Genomic DNA, 21434 nt, shown 5'->3' with positions numbered 1-21434 from the left:
GAGTACGTTTTAATATGTCCTTTTGAGCATTTAAATATTTAATAGAACTTTTTATAGCCGTTGAATTTGCTTTTCCAATAGGAGTTACTTAAGCTCGAAATTTCTACCCCATCTGAACCTGCATGGATAAATTGATTATTACCAACATAGAACCCCATATGGGAAATACCTCGTTTATATGTATTTTCGAAAAATACCATATCCCCAACTTCAGGTGTATTGACATAATAAGTGCGGTTGAAATATCCATCTGTACTTAATCTACTTACATTCTGACCGCTTTTGTTTAATACATAGTAAATAAAGCCACTACAATCAAATCCTGCTGTTGTTGATCCGCCCCACACGTATTTTGTTCCAGTTAGACTTTTTGCTATTTGAACGATATTAGCAGCTTCCTGGCTTGCTGATGGAGTATTAGGTTTTGCAATAGATTGAGACGGTTTTTTATCTACTGTAGGTGTAGATGCATTCGCATTTAGGTTTAGTGTTTGTCCAACTAGTATCAAGTCAGATGAAAGATTGTTCCACTTTTTAATGTTCCCAACAGAAGTTCCAAACTTTCTAGCAATCTGTCCCAATGTATCCCCCGAAACAACCTTATAAGCTTTCCCGCTTGTTTGTGGTTTGTTTGTTTGATCAGGAGTTGTTGGCTTATTTTCGACATTTGGAGCAGTCGATTGTTGTGAATCACTGCCTCCTGCCGATGATACTTTTAATACTTGTCCCGGAAAAATCAAGTCAGAAGTAAGATTATTCCACTTCCTCAAATTAGCTAAAGAAATATTATGTCTAGCAGCAATTTTACTTAGATTATCACCAGAGACGATTTTATATGTATTTGAAGTAACCGGCTTTGTATTCTGTACCGGATTGGATTCTTGTTTGTTATCCGAGGCTTTATCAGAAGTGGACTCATTAACAAATAATACTTGTTTTGGATAAATTAAATCACTTGAAAGATTATTTAAGGCTTTTACCTGTGAAACACTAGTATTATATTTTGAAGCTATCTTCCATAATGAATCGCCACTTTTTACCTCATGTGTCGAAGCTGATGCTACCCCAGCGAAAGATGATGCGATGATTACAGCAGTAGCTGCTCCAGCAAACTTTTTACGCATAAAAATAATGAACCTCCCTAAAATCCCATTTATATTACTGATATTATCATAATCTATCAGATAAACATGGAATTACAGGTAAAATGTAACAATAGTTTAATATAAAATCCTTATAATTCCATTTTTGTGCCAATTAGTCTGAAAATACCATGAATTTAGTGAGAATAAGTGTAGAAAATACAATTTTTACATGAAAATTGTTACATAAATGAAAAAAACAACCCCACATATATTTACTAGAATTGTAAATATTAAAATAATAGATTATGGGGAAACAGAGATCGTGTCAATCGTAAAAGGAAGTTTACTAGCTATCATCGCAATTTTTATGTTATCAATTGTGCTTGTACAACCAGGCCCAGCAAGTGCTGCAAAAAGATATGTGGCACTGCCATCGTCAGGAAAAGTAAGAAATGCATAGATGTTGGTTATAAATATGGAGGGTCAAGTCTGAATGGTTTTGATTGCTCTAGAATTTCTTCCTATACATTTAAGAAAAGGTGTAAAATTGGCGCGCACTGCAGCATCACAATATGTTTTCTTACCTCATGTGCTATGATATAAGGAACAACAATTATTTGGGGATCGGCATGAATGTAGATCGGATAGAACTACAACGAGTGATCGATCGAATATCCAAGCGCGTTGTAAGAGGTATTTGATTTTAACAATTACTTTATCGAAAAGTGTGAAAAAAAGTGGACATAAGTAGTTACTACGAAATTTTAACGGATAGGGTATGGGGAGTTAAGATTACCAAACTTGGTCTAAATAAGGACATTATCGATTAGTGAGCTAAACGGAACGACTGACTTTAAAACCACAAATCAAGAAAAAATAATTTAAACTTCACTGTGTAAGTAATTCCTTAGAAATGGTCAGTCGCTTTCATAAGCAGATGGCTTGAATACAGTTCGCGTTTAGTTTCCTTAAAATGTAATTAATGGTAATTAAAAGGTTGGTGATGTTTGGGAGAAAAAATCTTTAAGACAAGGGCGATAGTGATTTTTGCGTTAAATAATCAGAAGATTGTAATTTGTTGTTTGTTCTTTGTAAAGCCGGATCCCTGTGACTACCACCATGTAGCTTGACTGAGCGCGTCAGTCCAAGTATGGCGATTGATGATTGAGAAGCTAAGCACTAGTTAGTCAATGAAGGAATGATGAAAAGCACGAACTGTTGGATGAAGTAAACAGGTGGAAATTACGTGTTTATTATCAAATCTTTAAGAGGAGACAATATGAAAATTACAATTGTAGGAGCCGGGCACGGTGGAACGACGATAGCAGCAGATTTAAAAGAAAAAGGTCACTTCGTAAAGTTATTGAAAACATCGAAGGGACTGCATAACGAACATTTTGAGTATCTGAAAGAAAATAATGGTGAAATCACTTTATTGGAAGATGCTAATGAAACTTCAGTAAAGATAGATGAAGTGACGACTGATATCAAAAAAGCGATAACAGGTGCAGAAATAATCATCATTTATGTCCAAACGAATTATCATGAACAAGTGATTAGAAGTATATTACCTTTCATAACGGATGATCAGATAGTATTGCTTGAACCTGGTTATTTATCGACAGCTTATTTCTTAAAACATAAAAAGTATATGAATTTTACAATTGTTGAGGCGCAAAGTTCCCCTATCGATTGTAGAATCATTGCACCTGGAAAAGTAAAGGTTTTATATAGAAACTCAAGAAATCCAGTGGCCATTTTTACAGAAAAAGACAAAGCTAATATCCAAAACAAATTGGATGAACTCCAATATAACTTTATTTACCTCGAAACAGTCATAGAAGCAGCGCTTCATAATCCGAATCTTATTGTTCATACCATTGGTGGCATTATGAGTATGCCTAGAATTGAATACACTGTTGGAGAATACTGGATGTATAAAGAAGTATTTACACCCCAAGTGTGGAATATTGTTGACAGTCTTGACGGCGAGAAAATGGATGTACTTGAAAAGGTGGGTGCGGAAAGACTTTCTTATGTGGATGCCTGTCGATTCCGTAACTCCAAAGACCTAAGCATAGATAGTAAACAAGCTTTTCTCGATTATGCCAAGAATAGCTCTCCAGAAGGCCCGTTTGAAGCGGATTCCAGATTTATAACTGAAGATGTCCCAGAAGGTTTGGTATTACTGGAATCATTGGGACAGATGTTAGATGTTAAAACACCTACCTGCACAGGGCTGATTAACATTGCATCTTCTGCCTTGAACATAGACTTCAGGAAAAACGCTAGAACTGTAGAACAACTTGGAAAAGAAAATTTAGCGATCATCATGGCTCAACGGAATGCAGTTCCAAGTTTGTAATCCATGAACAATGTTACCGATAAGATTAGGACATCCCTGATTCCATATGGATTCGGGGATTTTTTTAATAGGAATTATTTTAGGGCTGAATAATAGACAATCAATAAAGAAAGAATCTGCTAATAGATTTCACACGTATATTTGTAAAAACGTAAATAGATTATTTGTCATGTACATAAAGTACAATTATAATAAAAGATGGTGAACACTTATAGAAAAATGCCATTACTGCCAGAAGAGGTGAATTATTTTTGAAGAAAAAAGTGCTTATTAACTCTACTATTTATACAGGGGAGTCAGAAGAACCTATCAAGGATGGTTTTATTCGTTTTTCTGAAAAAATTGCCGAAGTGGGCGATATGAAATTTTATAAAAAAGAACAAGATGAGGAAGTAATCGATGCAGCAGGGAAGATCGTCATACCTGGGATGATCGATGTTCACATTCATGGTGGTCACGGGATTGATGCAATGGACGCGGATCCAGACAATCTAACATTTTTAAGTGAAAAGTTACTAAACGAAGGTGTGACATCTTTTTTTGCAACGACAATGACACAGGAGCCAAATGCGATTGAAGCTGCTCTAAAATCAGTGAAAGTGGCACAAGAGAAAGGTGCATCCATTGAGGGCGTACATTTGGAAGGTCCATATATTTCAGAAAAACGTGCTGGTGCGCAGCCGCATGAATATATAAAAGATCCAGATATTGCACAATTTTTAAAATGGCATGAAGCATCTGGAGAGTTGATTAAATTAGTTACATATGCACCGGAAAGACCCGGTGCCGCAGAATTTGAAGAAGTGATGCTTGAGCGTGGAATAGTCCCATCTGTCGGACATTCAGATGCAGTAAGGGAAGAGTTGATAAAAAGTAAAGCTTCTCATGCAACACATTTGTATAATGGCATGCGTGGACTTCATCACAGAGAAGCCGGCGTTGCAGGTCATGCTTTATTGACAGAAGGCTTGCAAGTAGAGATCATTGCGGACGGCATTCATATTACGCCTGATATGATTGATTTGGCTTATCGTATGAAAGGTGCGAAAGGAATTGTTTTGATTTCTGATGCGATGAGGGCGAAAGGGATGAAAGATGGTGAATATGAGCTTGGCGGACAAAAAGTGTGGGTGAAAGATGGCCAAGCCCGTTTGGAAGATAACACACTTGCAGGAAGCGTACTGAAAATGGATGAAGCATTTAGAAATATCATGACATTTACAGGCTGTTCTGTTGGTGAGGCGGTACAAATGACATCTGGCAACCAGGCAAGAGAATTTGGTTTAGATCACAAAGGATTCATTACTTCAGGAAAAGATGCAGATTTTATCATTATGAATGAGCACTTTGAAGTAGAGAAAACGTATCGACTTGGAAAAACGGAGGAAAAATAAATGAATATTATTGTAGTGAAAAATCAAGAAGAAGCAGCAGAAAAAGCACTTGAATTGATGAAAGCTGGTCTGGAAAATGGGTATATTAAAACCCTTGGACTTGCTACTGGTAGTACGCCACTTAAGCTTTATGAAAAAATGCGTGGTGCAAATTTAGACGTTTCAGATGTTACAACAGTGAATTTGGATGAATACGTAGGACTCGCACCTAGTGACGATCAAAGTTATGATTATTTTATGAAAGCAGAGCTTTTTGATCAAGTGAAGTTCAAGGAAACGAACTTGCCAAATGGCGTTGCTGCAAACTTAGAAGAAGAATGTGCACGATACGAAGCGATTTTGGCAGATCATCCAATAGATTTACAAGTTCTTGGCTTAGGAACGAATGCGCATATCGGATTCAACGAACCAGGAACATCTTTTGACTCTAAGACACATGTAGTGGAATTAACAGAGTCTACGATCGAGTCAAATAAACGTAACTTCGAAAAAGTAGAAGACGTACCAACACACGCAATCTCAATGGGAATTGCATCAATTATGGCAGCAAAAGAGATCGTATTACTTGCTTTTGGTGAAGCAAAAGCAGAGGCTGTAAAACAAATGGTGAATGGTCCAGTCTCTGAAGAATGCCCAGCATCCATTCTCCAAAATCATGCAAAAGTAACGATCATCATCGATGAAGCGGCAGCAAGTCAGCTGTAATTAGTTTTTTCGAAAAAGGATAATAAGGACGCTTTCTGAATCTTTCAGAAAGCGTCTTTTTGCGTCTTTCTACAAAAAACAACATTCGAAAACTACTCAGAACCAAAAAAAGGTTTAAAAGGGACCTTGAACAGGAATAGGAAAGGAAGAAATGATAAATAGGAGGAGTTATACATATGCCATTTTCAGATTATGGATGGGTTTCGACATATACAGCGAAACTACCAAGTTTACTTTGGGCTTTAATTGTATTGGTAATTGGCTGGATTGTTGCAAAAGCAATTGGTAAAGGGGTCGAAAAATTATTAAGAAAAACAAAATGGGATGATAAACTATTTGGTGGAAAGCGTCATTCCATACACGTACCACCGGTTGATGGGGAACCATCAAAAGGAAAACCATTAGATACAAATGAACTAATTGGAAAAATTATTTATTATATTATTTTAGTTTTCGTCTTCATCTTATTCTTCCAATTAAGTAACTTAGGCGCGATTGCATCACCGTTTTTAGGTATGTTTGGAACATTACTCGGTTTTATCCCAGCAGTTTTAAAAGCAGGACTAATTCTTCTTTTTGCATATGTAATTGCCACTGTGTTAAGAATGTTGATCATCAAAGGTGGAAAGAAAGTCCACTTCCAAAATTACTTAGAAAAAATGAAAGTTGCTGAATCTGGAGCAGAAGGAGAAAAATTTCTACAAACAGCTGGTAATATCGTCTTTTACCTAGTGATGCTGCTCTTCATCCCTGGAGTACTGAGTGCGTTAAGTATTAACGGCGTCTCTGGACCATTCGGAAATATGCTTGATAATATTCTTGCCTTTATTCCGAAGTTATTAGCAGCCGCTCTCATTCTATTCGTAGGGTGGTTCGTAGCGAAAATTATCCGTGATCTTGTGACAGGTTTATTAAAAACAATTGGTACAGAGAAATTTGCTCAACGTTTCGGATTACAAAAAATGCTGGGCGATTCATCACTATCGTCAATTATCGGAACGGTTGTTTTCGTATTAATTATGATTCCGATCGTCATTTCAGCCATAGACCAGCTTCAAATCCGCGCAATAACGGATCCGGCTGTCAGTATGCTAAATGACATAATGACGATGATCCCGAATATTATTATTGCAGTATTATTAATTATAGTAAGCATATGGCTCGGAAAATGGGCACACCAAATTGTGTCTGGACTACTGCAACGAGTTGGATTTGACTCAATGACACGTAATATTTCACTAGGAAATTGGAAACTGAACTCCGGCAGCGTGCGTATGTCTGAAGTTGTCGGATCGATCGCGCAAATTCTCATCGTCTTTTTCTTAACGATCGAAGCGTTGAGACTTGTCAAACTTGATTTCCTTGTTACAATGCTGACAGCTATCACAGCATACTTGCCAAATGTATTAGCGGCCGTAATCATATTGGCACTTGGTCTAATCATCGCCAATATTATCGAAAAAGTATTATCAAATATTTTAACAGGGCCGAGCTTTAAGCTCATCACAGCAGTCGCAAAATATGCAATCATCGCATTGTCACTGTTCATGGCACTAGATCAACTAGGAGTAGCAGCAACAATCGTTACCTCAGCATTCACATTGATTCTAGGTGGATTGGCCTTGGCATTCGGCCTTGCATTCGGTCTAGGAGGAAAAGATTTTGCAAAAAACTACCTAGCCAAACTAGACAAAACAATTGAACAAACAGAAGTAGATACATCGAAAAAAACACCATCAGAAAATAACAATCCATACGTTGAACCAAACATCAAAACAAACATCAAAACAAACATCAAACCAAACACTGAACCAAACATCGGTGAAAACAACTATGGACCCGAAGACTTCACACCACCAAATCAATAAGGTGACATAGATAAAGAAGCTGCTACTAAATCAGTTCAATACTGATGAAGTGCAGCTTCTTTATTGATTCCAAGTATAAATGTAGTTAACAATCACTAAAAATATGGGTGAGTGGCCAGTAAATCCGAGCGAGTGGCTCATAAAAGTTCTGAGTGGCCAGTAAGCTCAAGCGAGTGGCTTATAAAAAATCTGAGTAGCCAGTAACCTTGAGCGAGTGGCTTATAAAATTTGAGTGGCCAGTAAATCCAAGCGAGTGGCTCATAAAAAGTCTGAGTGATCAGTAAGTTCAAGTGAGTGGCTCATAAAAGTCTGAGTGGCCAGTAACCTTGAGTGAGTGGCTCATAAAAAGTCTGAGTGGCCAGTAAGCTCAAGCGAGTGGCTTACAAAAAGTCTGAGTTGCCAGTAAACCCAAGCGAGTGGCTCATAAAAAGTCTGAGTGGCCAGTATCCTCAAGTGAGTGGCTAATAAACCTCATTAAATCACCAAGAACTTCACTAATAACAAACAATCCAAGATGTCGAACGGTGTTCCTCGACGATTTTCTCCTGAAATAATATATAATACAGGATCGTCTTTCAAAAATAGGAAAGTTTCTTCACTTTTAAAGGGTTTTTATGAGAAATGTAGAAACCATATATAATCATATAAACGAGGTGAGATAAATTGAAGAAGAAAACGAGGTCATTTCCGATAGGGATTCTTAAGTTGGAGGCGTTATTGCGTCGGCTAAAGGCAAATCCTGTACGTAGAAGTAAGATTGAAGAGGAATTAGCGAGAAAATACGCGGGATATCGCGGTGAACAGGCACTAGATTATCATGTGGCTCAAATTCCTAGTAAACAACATCTTATTTTCCAAGATCTTCGCTTGCCACTCTCAAAAGAAGTCTACTTTCAAATCGATCTCCTACTCCTATCACAACGAAGCTTTCTAATTTTAGAGGAAAAGAATATTGCTGGTACTATATTTATAGATCAAAATCAGATGATTCGTACGATCGATGAAAAGGAAGACTCTTTTCCGAATCCTATTCAGCAGGTGGAAAATCAGCAATATCACTTCGGAAATTTATTAAAAAACCACTCAAAATTCCCTCTACCAAATAATTCATTTGTTGTTATGACTAACAGCTCTTCCATTATTAAACCAAATCCAGATTATCGTGCTGTTGCTCAAAAAGTGATTCGTCCAGCTGCGATTAGGCAGAGGGTAAGTGGGTTTTATAGTGGGCATGAGAAAGAGTTGATTGAGAATAAAGAGCTGCAGAAGTTTTCTCGTCAACTAATAAAATCTCATATTCCTTCTGATCCGGATATCGTAGGACAATTTCAGATAGATAAAGACGAGATTATGAATGGAATATCCTGTGAAAAATGTTGTTGTCTAACCGTTAAAAAACGGCAGCGTAATTGGAAGTGTGCCAAATGTGGACATTTGAGTAAAAATGCACATATTCAGGCATTAATAGATTACCGATTACTGATAGGTTCAACGATCACTAATAGCCAATGTAAAAACTTTCTCCAGCTTTCTTCCGTATCCATCACTTCGAAATTATTGCGATCATTGAATTTACCAGGCTCTGGAGAAAATAAAAATCGATCATATATACTATCATTATCGGAATTACAAAAAATGATTAGACCTCTTTAAAACCCACCATCAACAGCTGCTAACTACTCAAGTGGCCAGCAAATCAGTTGAGTGGCTAATAAACCGCGAGTGGCCAGTAAATCCAGTTGAGTGGCTAATAAACCGCGAGTGGCCAGTAAATCCAGTTGAGTGGCTAATAAACCTCCCGAGTGGTCAGTAAATCAGTTGAGTGGCTTATAAACCTCCCGAGCGGCCAGTAAATCCAGTTGAGTGGCTAATAAACTCCCCGAGTAGCCAGAAAACCACCCGAGTGGCTCATAAATCCACACCAAATCCTAAAAACCCCGTATAATATGCCTTTAAGAGTAAATTTGACGAATGAAGGCAGAGCTCTCAGCCATCATCATATCAAAACCCCGTTTCTCGAGTGTAAAATCACTGTTACTGTGAAGTTTTCAGTCTCAAAACCTCTCATAAAATAGCCCCCCTCCATTCTCGTTTCATATCAGATAGTAACAAAAATACTAACCTGTACAATAAATATATATTTACAAATATGGGTATATTTTACTATAATAGAGATGTTGGACCTATATGAGGAGGGGTTTTATTGAATCTTTATGTTGAGATAAAAAGTATTTTGTCGGATGGTAGTGGTAAAAGCAGGAAGTATTCGTTAATTTGTAATGGCGAATTAGCAGAGGATAGGACTATTTTACTTAAGAGGGTTCCCATTCGGATTGGTTACAATAACAGCTCGTCGGTTAAATGTGCATCACCTGCAGTTATTAGTATTCCACTAAGTATTTTTACAGATATTATTGTTAAGGTGAAGTATGGGCAAAGGATATGGCATCAAAGCATCCAAGTTGATTTAAAAAAATGGCATTTCACTGTCCAGCCGTATTATAAAGATTCAGAACCAATTCCAGGAGAATTAGCGCAAATAATCCTTTCCTCATTTGGAATTAGAACCGGCAATCAAGCGAAAAGTCTTGCAACACTAGGAAAACATCCTCATCACATCTCTGATAAACACCTACTAGAAAACTACGATGATGAAAAAGAGTAGCACTAAGTAGCACCCATAAATAATAATCTCCAGCAACTATTTCAATATTCCGTCTTCCTTATTTCTAAATCAAAGTAAGCTATCCATACTCCAGTGCAAAGAACTAGTAATATCAAAAAGGAATGACCCAACATAATATCGGGATCATTCCTTTCCATTTCTCACCTAACCTAAATCAACGCTGTAAAACACCAATTAGAACATATTTTAAAATCTTCTTAAACCTTGTTTCACTCCATGCAGTTTTCTTAAGCTTGTTCACTTTAAATGGTGTGATGAAAGGTGCTTGGGAATGGACCTCCTGTTGATCTAATACATAAAAGTCTTCTAGCTTCACACCGCTTTTCACCTCTAGGCGCTTCCCAACTTTTAATCCTGGATTAATGACACGCATTTCGGCGAAACCTTGATCGTTTAACATCCATACATGCATTATTTCCCCATCTTTAAACGTGCTTTTCTTGTCAAAGACAGGGACATCGATTGCTTCAGCCGTGATGATCTTCGCATCGACGTGGTAGCCAATGTTAAGTTTCTCGTCATGTTCGCCAAGCTCAGCCGTAAAACGATATAAACTCTCCTTATCTATCTCGGGACGATCAATTGGCAACGTTTCAAGTTTGTTTATTTCTCCAATAATCTTCCCAGTGAACAAGTTCGAGGTAATATCCGCTTTCATGCCTTCTTCGACGACTTGCATTTGTTCCTCTGTCATTCTACCTTCCATCACCGATGTATCCGAAACGATAGTAATCACTGGATTATCCAGGGCGAAAGAAATATCCTCGACAATGCCCGCATGTGAACTCAACACAGTTAATCCGCTTCTACCACTTTCAATGGTTTGTCGCTGATCCTCATATTTTTTGATGTCCAGATCGATTTTGTCCTTTTCCAATTCTTTTTCAGCAATCGCTTGATCTATAGAGACGGAAAGTACCCTTGTTGATATCGCTTCTTGATCTGCGCGGCTGGCCGCATCAGTCGCTTCTTCTGCCGTAAAAAAGGATCTTGTCACAGGAGATGGTAATGCATATTTTATCCCTTCCAAACTCCGTATAAAAGCATCAATACTATTTTTCGACGCAATTAAGCTAGAAATTTCCGTATCAAGCAGTGTCTTTTGTTGCTCTAAATTATCGCTGGCATACTCAAATAACGGTGTACCGCTTTCCACCCTAGCGCCTTTTTCGACTAAGAATCGGCTGAATTCAGTATGTGGGTCGATAAAAATCGGGTGTTTTTCTGCCGGGGTAATCACACCTTCAACAGGTGTTGTTTCGATGACATCTCCCGCCACTACACGTGTCCAATTCGACACAAAATTTAATCGATCTGCACGGCTATTTTCTTTTTCAATAAAAAATATATTGAGACCGATGAAAACTATTATAGATGTCGTTCCAAGCGCCCGCATCCATCTCCGCTTCACAAACATTCACCACGTTTCATTTTATAAAATAATATAGAAGTTCACATAGGCAAAAAATGCTGAAATTGACCAAAAAACCAGCTGAAAGGAAATAACCATTGCTGCAATTGCACGCGGGGAACTGGTTGTTAGCATGCGTAATCCTCTGTATTGAACAGCAATCACCCATAATTTGAATATCGATACACAGCCCAAGAGGAATATGATATATTTTTTCACTGTTATGTATTGTGCAATCACTCCAAGCGACAGGGGAGAAGAGTACCAAGGCAGGTCTAACCCAATCGCTAATAATATAAATGTCACTTGCTCCATCAATAAAATTGGTAAAACAAACGCTTGCATCACTACAAGTTTGGAATAACTTGTATTAGTCAACGGCCCAAACAAAAGGGGAGGCAGGTATAAAATAACCCCCGCATAAAGCAGTCCTAACAGAAAGCGACCTACGACAAAATAACTTTTCAAACCTTCATACTGCACAGCTGTTAACTTTACAAGTTGGGGTGAGATCACATGCGTTCCGACTCCGATCCAACCGCTGATAGCAAAGACCAAAGCGCTTACTAGAAAAAGCCAAAAGATCTTCATTCGCAAACCATATATTGCTTCCGCTTTTTCCAATTGAAAAAAACTTCTTATTGGGTTAAATAATCCCTTTAATATCCTAATTTGATAGATCATCGACGTATCACCTACTTTACAATTCACATCTATTATTCTATCGCATTATTCAACAATAAAGCTATAAATACTTAATAATCCTAAAGTTCAAAAATAATATCGCATTTTTTGCCATTTTTTTCAATATGACTATAAGACTAAGACAATTAGGACTGGCTTACTAATAAAATACTGACTATTATAAAAACATCTGAATATTTCGTTTTCTGAAATAATTTAGGATCTTTTTCATTAGAATGAGGAGGAAAATCATGTTAAAACGAAGTGTTGCCTTTCTACTAGTGTTTCTTTTGGCATTTGGAAGTCTTGCATCTGCGATGGGCGAAACAATGCCGAAACAAGTACAGAAAAAAGAAAAGCCCGTTTCAAAAGGGTTGAAGCAAACGGAAGATCCCAACAAAGAACAAAGGGTCATCATTGAATTAAAGGCAGAAGCTCCGATTGAAATTTCGAATAAACAGGGTGTCCAATTCAAGAAACTCGGAAAAGTTCAAAAGCAACAACTAGAATCTAATGTAAAAGTGCAACAAAAAGTAGTAAAGGACAATATGAAGGAGAATAAAATTGAAGCAAAGATTTTAAAAGAATTTACAGCTGTTGTCAACGGTTTTAGTGCTGAAGTAAAGCATGGTGATATAGAGCTGATTAAAAAGATCCCTGAAGTAAAATCTGTACATATTGTAAATGAATACGAGCGTCCTGTCATAAAGCCGGATATGAAATACAGCAAAGAACTGGTAGAGGCACAAGAATCTTGGCGTGATTATGGTTATAAAGGAGAAGGTATGGTGGTCGGAATCATCGACACGGGTATTGATTACAATCATCGTGACATGACATTGACGGACCATTCAAAAGCTGAATTTACACAAAAAACTGTCAATCAAGCAGTGAAGGATTATGACCTGCCTGGTAAGTTTTACACGGAAAAGGTGCCATATGGCTATAATTATATGGATGAGAATGATGAAGTCCGAGACATCTATGCAGAAGCGTCCATGCATGGCATGCACGTGGCTGGTACAGTGGGAGCTAATGGTGATGAGGAAAATGGCGGAATTCAAGGGATTGCACCAGAAACGCAGCTTCTTGCACTGAAAGTATTTGGGAACGATCCAGAAATGCCAACGACATTCGGTGATATTTATGTAAAAGCAATCGATGATGCGATTAAGCTGGGTGTAGATGTACTTAATTTAAGTCTTGGTTCCCCGTCAAGTTTCGTTGACCCTGAGTCACCCGAACAAAGGGCAATCAAACGGGCGGTGGAAAATGGAGTACTCATGTCGATTTCTGCAGGGAACTCAGCATTGTTCGCTGACGGATTCTATTATCCACTCGCATCCAATCCGGACTACGGAGTAAGCGGGACCCCGGGGGTTTCCTATGATTCACTGCAAGTGGCTTCATTTGAAAATACATTTATGGATGTAGACGCGCTTGCATATTCCATTGCAGACAAAAGCGGAACAGCGGCATTCTTGTCTGCAGGAAAAACACATCCTAACGATCAAGTGAAAAAAACATTTGATGTAGTGGAAGTCGGATTTGGTACACCTGAAGAAATGGATGAACAAGATGTAAAAGGAAAGTATGCACTCGTACAGCGAGGCGAAATTGCTTTTACAGAAAAGGCATTCAACGCACAAGATGCTGGCGCTAATGGCGTCATCATTTATAATAATGCCGATGGAATCGTCAACATGGCGACAGAAGATGATATTGACATACCACAATTGTTCATGCTCAAAAACGATGGGGAAAAACTTGCTGCCGCTTTGAAAAATGCGCAAGCTGTTTCGCTCACATTTAGCGGAGAATCGGCGACAATTGATAATCCGAATGCAGGAAAAATGAGCGACTTTACATCTTGGGGACTTACGCCAAATTTGGATTTCAAACCAGAAATCACAGCGCCAGGCGGGCAAATTCTATCAACGCTAAATAATGATAAATACGGATTAATGAGTGGAACATCAATGGCTGCACCTCACGTATCAGGCGGTGGTGCTCTCGTATTACAACGTGTTGATGAAGCATTTGGACTTGAGAATGCGGACCGTATATTACGTGCGAAAAACTTGATGATGAACACGGCAAAACAGGTTGAATTTGATGGTGCGAAAGTGTCGCCCCGCCGACAAGGAGCAGGGATGATGCAGTTGCATGCAGCACTATCAACGCCTGTCATTGTAACAGAATCAAAAACAAACGAAGCGAAGGTAGCTTTAAAACAAGTAACGGATAATAAAGTCACATTTGAATTAACAGCAGAGAATCTATCTAATGAAGCAGTTACTTATGATGTAAAAGCAAATGCGCAGACAGATCAATTTGTGCAAAACGGTTCTGACATGCTAGCTGCACCGAATCTATTCGGAGCATTGGATTTAGGAGATGCTGTAACCGTTAATGGTGAAAAAGAGAGCTTAATAGAAGTCCCAGCTAACGGAAAAGAAAAAATCACTGTAATAGTAGATGTCAGCGCAGTGGACGCAACACTTGCATCTACATTCACAAATGGCTATTGGCTAGAAGGTTTCGTCACATTGACCGATCCGACAGATAGGAATCCACAGCTAGCTGTTCCATATGTTGGTTTCAAAGGGGAATGGGATAAAGCACCAATTTTGGACAAGCCAATGTGGGATACAACATCGTATTATGGAATGACTGGAATTGTAACTAGCTTGGGTGAGGATGAATATGGTTTCTTAGGCGAAGAATTAGACACGGGTGAAATAAATCCTGAAAAAATCGCCTTCTCTCCAAATGGAGATGGTGTACAGGATGACTCGCTCATGATCCTTTCCTTCCTGCGAAATGCGAAAGAAGTGAAATTTAACGTCCTTGATGCGAACCAAAAAGTAGTACGCACGCTAACAACAGAAACGGAAGTACGTAAAAATTACTATGATGGCGGTCTTGCACCGATGTATTCACTTTCTGAAACGCGCGCATGGGATGGGAAAGTCAATGGAAAACAAGCTCTAGATGGTCAATACTATTTACAAGTAGAAGCAGTTATTGATTTTTCCAATGCTAAATGGCAGTCACTCTACATTCCAGTACGCTTGGATACGGCAGCACCAGAGGTAGATGCAAACTTTGATGCGGAAAAGCAAAAGGTGAGTGTTGAAGCGAAAGATGAGGAAACAGGAAGCGGGCTGGCGTACTGGGATGTCCTAATAGACGGTAAATCAATTCTCGAACAGCCCAATACTGCCGGAAAAACAGAGCATCAACTCAAAAATCAGTTGGAACCTGAACAAACATTGACGGTAGTTGCAGTAGACTATGCTGGAAATAGTACCGAAGCAGCTGCGAGCGAAGGAAAAGACACTACAGCTCCTGACTTGCACCTGTTAACTCCAGAATTTCTAGGCGTAGAATCAACGAAAAATGTTGCTTTTTCAGGCTATGTAACAGATAAGTCTGGCATCAAATCCGTCACAGTTGATGGGAGGAAAGCAAAATTAGTTTATAATGCCGAAGAAGAGCAGTATGATTTTAACATCACAATCAAACACAAAAAAGATGGTTATTACTTCAATCACATTAAAGCCATTGATCAGGCCGGTAACGAAACAGAAATCGGTCGACGATACTTCGTTGATACGACTAAAGCTAAAATGAAAATCAAAGGCGCCAAAAACAAAGTGGACACGGACAGCGTAATTCTATCAGCAGACATCACAGACAATTTCGATGACATACGTCTCTACGTGAACGACAGCGAAGTATTCAAAAACGAACTGTCAGAGCCATACGGCATGCATGGCTTTAAGAAAACTGTCTCTGATATTGAACTACAACTGGAAGAAGGCAAAAATATATTTCTATTCAAAACGGTGGATCTTGGCGGAAATATAACCGAAGAAAAGGTCACAATTACGAAGAAAAATAAGAAAAAGTAAGGATATAAACAAATAATAAATAATGGTAAGATAAAGACCGGTACCGATTATTAGGGTACCGGTTTTTCCAATAAGAAATGAACAAAAGTATGTCTAAATTTGCTATAATTAATAGTATGGAAGTATAGTCGAAGATATCAATGGACCAGAAAAAATAATCCTAGTATAGGAGAATAAAATGCCGGAAAAAGTGAGTATACTTGGAGTCGAGTTTGATAATAGGACAAAAAGTGGCACGATAGAAGCCATACACGATAAAATAAATGAAAATAAAAAAACATTTATTGTGACTGCTAATCCTGAGATTGTGATGCATGCCGTACGTGATACAAATTATATGCGTACATTGCAAAATGCCGATCACATCATTGCAGATGGATCAGGAATTATATTTGCTGCGAAAATGTTAAATAATCCTCTTCCTGAGAGAGTGCCAGGAGTAGAATTAATGAGGGATCTTCTCCGAATCGCTAATGAAGATAAACGAACTGTTTTTTTTCTTGGAGCAAGGGAAGAAGTAATTATAAAAACAGTAGAAAATGTTAAACGAGATTATCCTAACTTAATCATTGGTGGCTACCATCATGGTTTTTTTAAAGAAGATGATCCTAAGATAAGAGAAATGGTCAAACATGCAAATCCCGATCTTGTTTTTGTGGCCTTGGGTTTTCCAAAACAAGAGAATTGGATACAAAATAATTATCATGCATTTGAAAAAGGCATTTTCATGGGTGTTGGCGGGAGTTTTGAAATTTTAGCAGGTACAACAAAACGTGCGCCATTGATATGGCGGAAATTAAATCTGGAATGGTTACATAGACTAATGATGCAGCCATCGAGGTGGAAAAGAATGCTTGCTATTCCTTTATTCGTAAAAAGCGTTTGGCGAGATAAGAAAAGAAAGAACTAGATTTATCGCAGATTAACGGGCAGTAAAACCCCCACTTTAAGGATTCAAGTTTAAGCAATGAAGAGTAAGTGGGGGATAAACTGCCCTTAAAGGCCCGATTGGTTCAACTAACAATCAGTGGGGCTGATAGAAAACCCCACTGATTGAAGTTTCACTTTATATTGGAAGTTCCGAAGTTTAGTTGAAAACATACTGATAATTGTATAGTATGGTAGATAGACGAAAATTGCGCTCTATTAATCTTTTAAACTAAAGGAGGTTGCAAAATGGAATATCTATATTTAATACTTTGTTTTGTTGCCTCTATACTCATAACACCTGTAGTTAAAAAAGCTGCACTGAGATGGAAGATAACAGATCAACCTAATGATAGAAAAGTTCATACAAAAATTATGCCAAGACTTGGCGGACTAGCCATTTATATAAGTTTTATGATTGGATTATTCGTTTCACGGCAGGATGATCCACATATGCCTGCGATTATGATTGGTAGTCTGATCATCGTAATTACTGGAATTCTAGACGATATATTCACCTTATCAGCTAGATATAAATTAATAGGTCAACTATTTGCAGCGACAGTAGCTGTTGTTGGCGGCTTTAACTTAGAATTTATTAATCTACCGTTCGGTGGAGAATTGAATTTCGGATTCTTAAGCGTTCCATTAACGATCCTTTGGATAGTTGGGATTACCAATGCCATTAATTTGATCGATGGACTTGATGGTCTTGCAGCAGGAGTCTCATCTATTGCTTTGATTACATTAAGTATCATGGCTTTTTTACAAGGCGACGTATTTGTATTAACCATCGCGCTACTCGTTCTAGGAAGTACGCTCGGATTTTTATTCTATAACTTTCATCCAGCCAAAATATTTATGGGTGATACAGGTGCCTTATTTCTCGGTTATATGATCGCAATCCTGGCACTACTTGGATTTAAAAATGTAACATTTTTTACATTAGTCATCCCAGTTATTATACTCGGTGTACCAATATCTGATACATTTTTTGCGATCATTCGTCGAGTAATTAATAAACAACCAATTGCAGCACCGGATAAAAAGCACTTTCACCATTTTTTATTAGATGCAGGATTTACGCATCGTCAATCTGTTTTGATCATTTACGCTGTAGCAATCATGTTTAGTTTATCCGCTGTCATCTTTTCGATGGCAACAATCTGGGGGTCACTACTCGTAGTACTCTTTTTACTAGTCGGCATTGAATTATTTGTAGAATCAGTCGGACTGGTTAGTAAAGATTACAAACCGCTCTTAAGATTCATGAGGTTAAGATCATCTGGACGGTATGACCGCTAAATGATAAAGACAAAAGCAAGAGGATGGCATTTATTGCCATCCTCTTGCTTTTGTCTAGGTATAACGCGATAAGCAAATGTTAAACTTGTAGGTTCAATGAAAGAGGCAGTGTTTGCATTATACTGAAAAAGAAATAGTTAAATCCATATTGATCCCTTTAAGTGTCTCTTATTTCCATGAATGTTTTCAAAATCTAAGCGGACATATTAAAGAGGAATTCCCAGCAAGAATTCTTAAACTTTTGTCGAGAATGGCCAACTTTGCGGATAAACCATAAGTAACAAGCTTCACTAATTTCTTTTCATTTAAATAGAATTGTCATCTAAGCTACACATAGCACTATAAAATAGACATATTATCTAGGATCTACAATTTTATCTCGTAGAACTAATTTACATCAATATCCTCGTCCGATGTTCAGTCTCTTTAATTAGATACTCTCCGTAGCTAAACGACCCAGTGAGAGTAAAATCGGACCTTAATTTTATACTAAAGGAGGTTGCACAATTGAATATTTATATTTAATTCTTTGTTTTATTACCTCTATATTCATAACACCTATAGTTAAAAATGCGGCATTGAGATGGAAAATAACAGATAAACCTAATGATAGAAAAGTTCATAAAAAAAATATACCAATACTTGGTGGACTAGCCATTTATATAAGTTTCATGATAGGATTATTCGTTTCACGGCAGGATGATCCACATATGCCGGCGATTATGATTGGTAGTCTAATTATCGTGATAACGGGAGTTTTAGACGATATATTCATCTTGTCAGCTAGATATAAATTGATTGGTCAACTATTTGCGGCAACAGTAGCTGTAATTGGCAGCTTTACCTTAGAATTCATTCATCTACCGTTCGGTGGTGTGTTGAATTTCGGATTTTTAAGCGTTCCACTTACGATTCTGTGGATTGTTGGAATCACCAATGCCATTAATTTGATAGATGGATTAGATGGCCTTGCTGCGGGAGTCTCATCTATTGCCTTAATTACAATAAGTATTATGGCGTTTTTGCAAGGTGACACCTTTGTATTAACAATCGCGCTACTTGTTCTAGGAAGTACGCTCGGATTTTTATTCTATAATTTTCATCCGGCTAAAATATTCATGGGTGATACAGGTGCGTTATTTCTCGGCTATATGATCGCAATCCTTGCATTGCTTGGATCTAAAAATGTAACTTTTTTTACATTAGTCATCCCGGTTATTATACTTGGTGTGCCAATCTCTGATACATTTTTAGCGATCATCCGCCGAGGCTTTAATAAACAACCTATATCAGCACCGGATAAAAAACATTTTCACCATTTTTTATTAAATGCAGGATTTACACATCGTCAAGCTGTTTTGATCGTTTACGCAGTAGCATTCATGTTTAGCTTGTCCGCTATCATCTTTTCGATGGCAACAATCTGGGGCTCAATACTAGTAGTATTTTTATTGCTAGTCGGCATCGAATTATTTGTAGAATCATTCGGACTGGTTAGCAAAGATTACAAACCACTCTTAAGACTCATGAGGTTAAGATCATCCGGACGGTATGAACGCTAAATAATAAAGAAAAAAGCAAGAGGATGGCATTTATTGCCATCCTCTTGCTTTTTTTAGCCTCGCACGATGTAAACCACAACGGCATTCCACATGATATCGTGTGGAATCCGTATCCCAACCATTGTTATGGTGTGGCCATTTTTGTTTCTTCAATTCCCGAAGCAACATCTAAATGTTGTTTTAGTGTTGCTTTAAGTTCTTCGAGAGAAGCATCGTTTAGTTGCCAGTAATAGACATTCTTACCACTGCTATTTGGGATATAAGCGTCATCTCCGGAAATAGTCAATGTTTCGATATTGAGATTTCCTGAAATGCCGTAATCAACAAATGCTTTGATTTCATCAAAAGTCATATTTGTTCGCATATTAGGCCCAATTGCATCGATAACCTGTCCATATTTCAGTACAGATGTAGTGGATGCTGCTTGTTTCAAAATAGCTTTCATGATTTCTTGCTGCCGTTTACCGCGTTCGATGTCATTATCTAACTTTCTCGTACGTGCAAGCGCAAGCGCTTCTTCACCGTCTAATTTTTGCATGCCAGCCTCTAGAGAAATCGCGTTTGCTTTATCCTTTGAGTTTTGTTCTGAAAATGCATAAGGAACATCAATATTAATTCCCCCAAGTGCGTCCACTATTTCCATGAATGCTTCAAAATCTAAGCGGACATAATAATCAACAGGTATATCAAGTAAATCTTCAACCGTTTCAATCGTAGCTTTTGGTCCGCCGAAGCTATGTGCATGATTAATCTTTGTCGAATAACCAACCTCGCGGATATACACATAAGAATCACGTGGGATTGTCACAAGTTTTACTGATTTTTCTTTTTCATTTAAAGTAGCGAGCATAAGCGCATCTGAACGAGTATTGTCACCCTGGCTACGCTTAGCACTTTCGTCAATGCCAATAAATAAAATCGACACATTATCTATTTTGGGATTTACTTTTTTATCTCGAAGATCTGATTTTCCATCGCGATCCTCGTAATAGGAATCACCCATCATTGTTTCTGCCTTTTTAAATAGGTATGATCCATAGCTAAGGCCAATTCCGGCAACAAGTAATATCGGAAATATGATAAACCAAAATATCCGACCACGGTTTTTCTTTTTTCTTTTAACTTTAGTATATTGTTGTCGTCCCATGAGGGTAGTACTCCTTTATCATTTATTAAATGCCATGCCAAGTAACGTGAAAAATAATTAGGCTATTCTATATATTACTATGTTTCGTCGTAAACGTAAAATACATTTTGGTTACAATTATGGTAAGGACTAGAACATAGTCAAGTATTAATTTATTGTGCACTAAAATATGTCAATTTGAATGTACACATAATTTCTGGGAAATAAATTGCAAATCTTGCTAAATAGAATCGCTTATTTTTCAAAGCAGTAAAGGAAGAAATGACGTTTATGAATATAGGCGAGATAGATAGTTGAAGAAAAAGTCTTAATTTAGTATTTATTTTTACATAATCCTTCAATTTTTTTTTCTGTATCCGATATAATAGTATAATAGAT

Annotated in this window: 15 protein-coding genes; 11 read left to right on the top strand and 4 right to left on the bottom strand. The window is 37.7% G+C overall.

What is annotated here, in order from left to right; all coding sequences use genetic code 11:
* Nucleotides 1-38 precede the first annotated feature (38 nt).
* Nucleotides 39-1124, bottom strand: coding sequence for a peptidoglycan endopeptidase (locus tag MHB53_RS13795; RefSeq protein WP_340919284.1), 1086 nt, complete (start codon nucleotides 1122-1124; stop codon nucleotides 39-41).
* Between the two features lie 208 nt (nucleotides 1125-1332).
* Between MHB53_RS13795 and MHB53_RS13790 the strand changes: the two genes are divergently transcribed.
* The 7 genes from MHB53_RS13790 to MHB53_RS13760 all read left to right on the top strand — a co-directional run bounded on the left by MHB53_RS13790 (nucleotide 1333) and on the right by MHB53_RS13760 (nucleotide 10082).
* Nucleotides 1333-1545, top strand: a complete 213-nt coding sequence (locus tag MHB53_RS13790; protein WP_340919281.1) for a hypothetical protein — start codon at nucleotides 1333-1335, stop codon at nucleotides 1543-1545.
* Between the two features lie 819 nt (nucleotides 1546-2364).
* Nucleotides 2365-3450 carry an NAD/NADP octopine/nopaline dehydrogenase family protein gene (locus MHB53_RS13785; RefSeq protein ID WP_340919278.1) on the top strand — a complete coding sequence of 362 codons (1086 nt, stop codon included), beginning with the start codon at nucleotides 2365-2367 and terminating at the stop codon, nucleotides 3448-3450.
* Between the two features lie 251 nt (nucleotides 3451-3701).
* Complete coding sequence (gene nagA / locus MHB53_RS13780; protein WP_340919276.1) at nucleotides 3702-4844, top strand: N-acetylglucosamine-6-phosphate deacetylase; 1143 nt, start codon at nucleotides 3702-3704, stop codon at nucleotides 4842-4844.
* Nucleotides 4845-5549: a glucosamine-6-phosphate deaminase gene (locus MHB53_RS13775; protein WP_340919274.1), complete on the top strand. Its 705-nt coding sequence runs from the start codon at nucleotides 4845-4847 to the stop codon at nucleotides 5547-5549. It abuts the gene before it with no gap.
* Between the two features lie 176 nt (nucleotides 5550-5725).
* Nucleotides 5726-7417: a mechanosensitive ion channel gene (locus tag MHB53_RS13770; RefSeq protein WP_340919272.1), complete on the top strand. Its 1692-nt coding sequence runs from the start codon at nucleotides 5726-5728 to the stop codon at nucleotides 7415-7417.
* Nucleotides 7418-8080: 663 nt separating this feature from the next.
* Nucleotides 8081-9070 (top strand): nuclease-related domain-containing protein, encoded by a 990-nt coding sequence (locus MHB53_RS13765; protein WP_340919270.1) that lies wholly within the window; start codon nucleotides 8081-8083, stop codon nucleotides 9068-9070.
* 550 nt (nucleotides 9071-9620) lie between these two features.
* Entirely contained in the window at nucleotides 9621-10082 is a 462-nt protein-coding gene (locus MHB53_RS13760; protein ID WP_340919268.1) for a hypothetical protein, read from the top strand.
* 175 nt (nucleotides 10083-10257) lie between these two features.
* Here MHB53_RS13760 and MHB53_RS13755 read toward each other — a convergent pair whose 3' ends face one another.
* Complete coding sequence (locus MHB53_RS13755) at nucleotides 10258-11514, bottom strand: efflux RND transporter periplasmic adaptor subunit (protein WP_340919265.1); 1257 nt, start codon at nucleotides 11512-11514, stop codon at nucleotides 10258-10260.
* A 21-nt stretch (nucleotides 11515-11535) separates the two neighbouring features.
* The gene (locus tag MHB53_RS13750) at nucleotides 11536-12198 is read right to left on the bottom strand and encodes a hypothetical protein (protein WP_340919262.1); all 663 of its coding nucleotides are present in this window, start codon (nucleotides 12196-12198) and stop codon (nucleotides 11536-11538) included.
* Between the two features lie 251 nt (nucleotides 12199-12449).
* Here MHB53_RS13750 and MHB53_RS13745 point away from each other — a divergent pair, with 251 nt between their 5' ends.
* The 4 genes from MHB53_RS13745 to MHB53_RS13730 all read left to right on the top strand — a co-directional run bounded on the left by MHB53_RS13745 (nucleotide 12450) and on the right by MHB53_RS13730 (nucleotide 19909).
* Nucleotides 12450-16115, top strand: a complete 3666-nt coding sequence (locus tag MHB53_RS13745; protein WP_340919260.1) for a S8 family serine peptidase — start codon at nucleotides 12450-12452, stop codon at nucleotides 16113-16115.
* 178 nt (nucleotides 16116-16293) lie between these two features.
* Nucleotides 16294-17025, top strand: coding sequence for a WecB/TagA/CpsF family glycosyltransferase (locus MHB53_RS13740; RefSeq protein ID WP_340919259.1), 732 nt, complete (start codon nucleotides 16294-16296; stop codon nucleotides 17023-17025).
* Between the two features lie 266 nt (nucleotides 17026-17291).
* On the top strand, nucleotides 17292-18347 hold the full coding sequence (locus MHB53_RS13735; protein ID WP_340919256.1) for a glycosyltransferase family 4 protein: 1056 nt from the start codon (nucleotides 17292-17294) through the stop codon (nucleotides 18345-18347).
* 506 nt (nucleotides 18348-18853) lie between these two features.
* Nucleotides 18854-19909, top strand: a complete 1056-nt coding sequence (locus MHB53_RS13730; protein ID WP_340924713.1) for a glycosyltransferase family 4 protein — start codon at nucleotides 18854-18856, stop codon at nucleotides 19907-19909.
* A gap of 124 nt (nucleotides 19910-20033) precedes the next feature.
* On the opposite strand, the gene MHB53_RS13725 is transcribed toward MHB53_RS13730, so the two are convergent.
* Complete coding sequence (locus MHB53_RS13725) at nucleotides 20034-21056, bottom strand: LCP family protein (protein WP_340919253.1); 1023 nt, start codon at nucleotides 21054-21056, stop codon at nucleotides 20034-20036.
* Nucleotides 21057-21434: the final 378 nt, after the last annotated feature.

This window comes from Bacillus sp. FSL K6-3431 (assembly GCF_038002605.1).
Lineage (GTDB): Bacteria > Bacillota > Bacilli > Bacillales > Bacillaceae_C > Lederbergia.
Note: the sequence above shows the minus strand (reverse complement) of the source record. Positions and strands in the feature narration are given on the sequence as shown.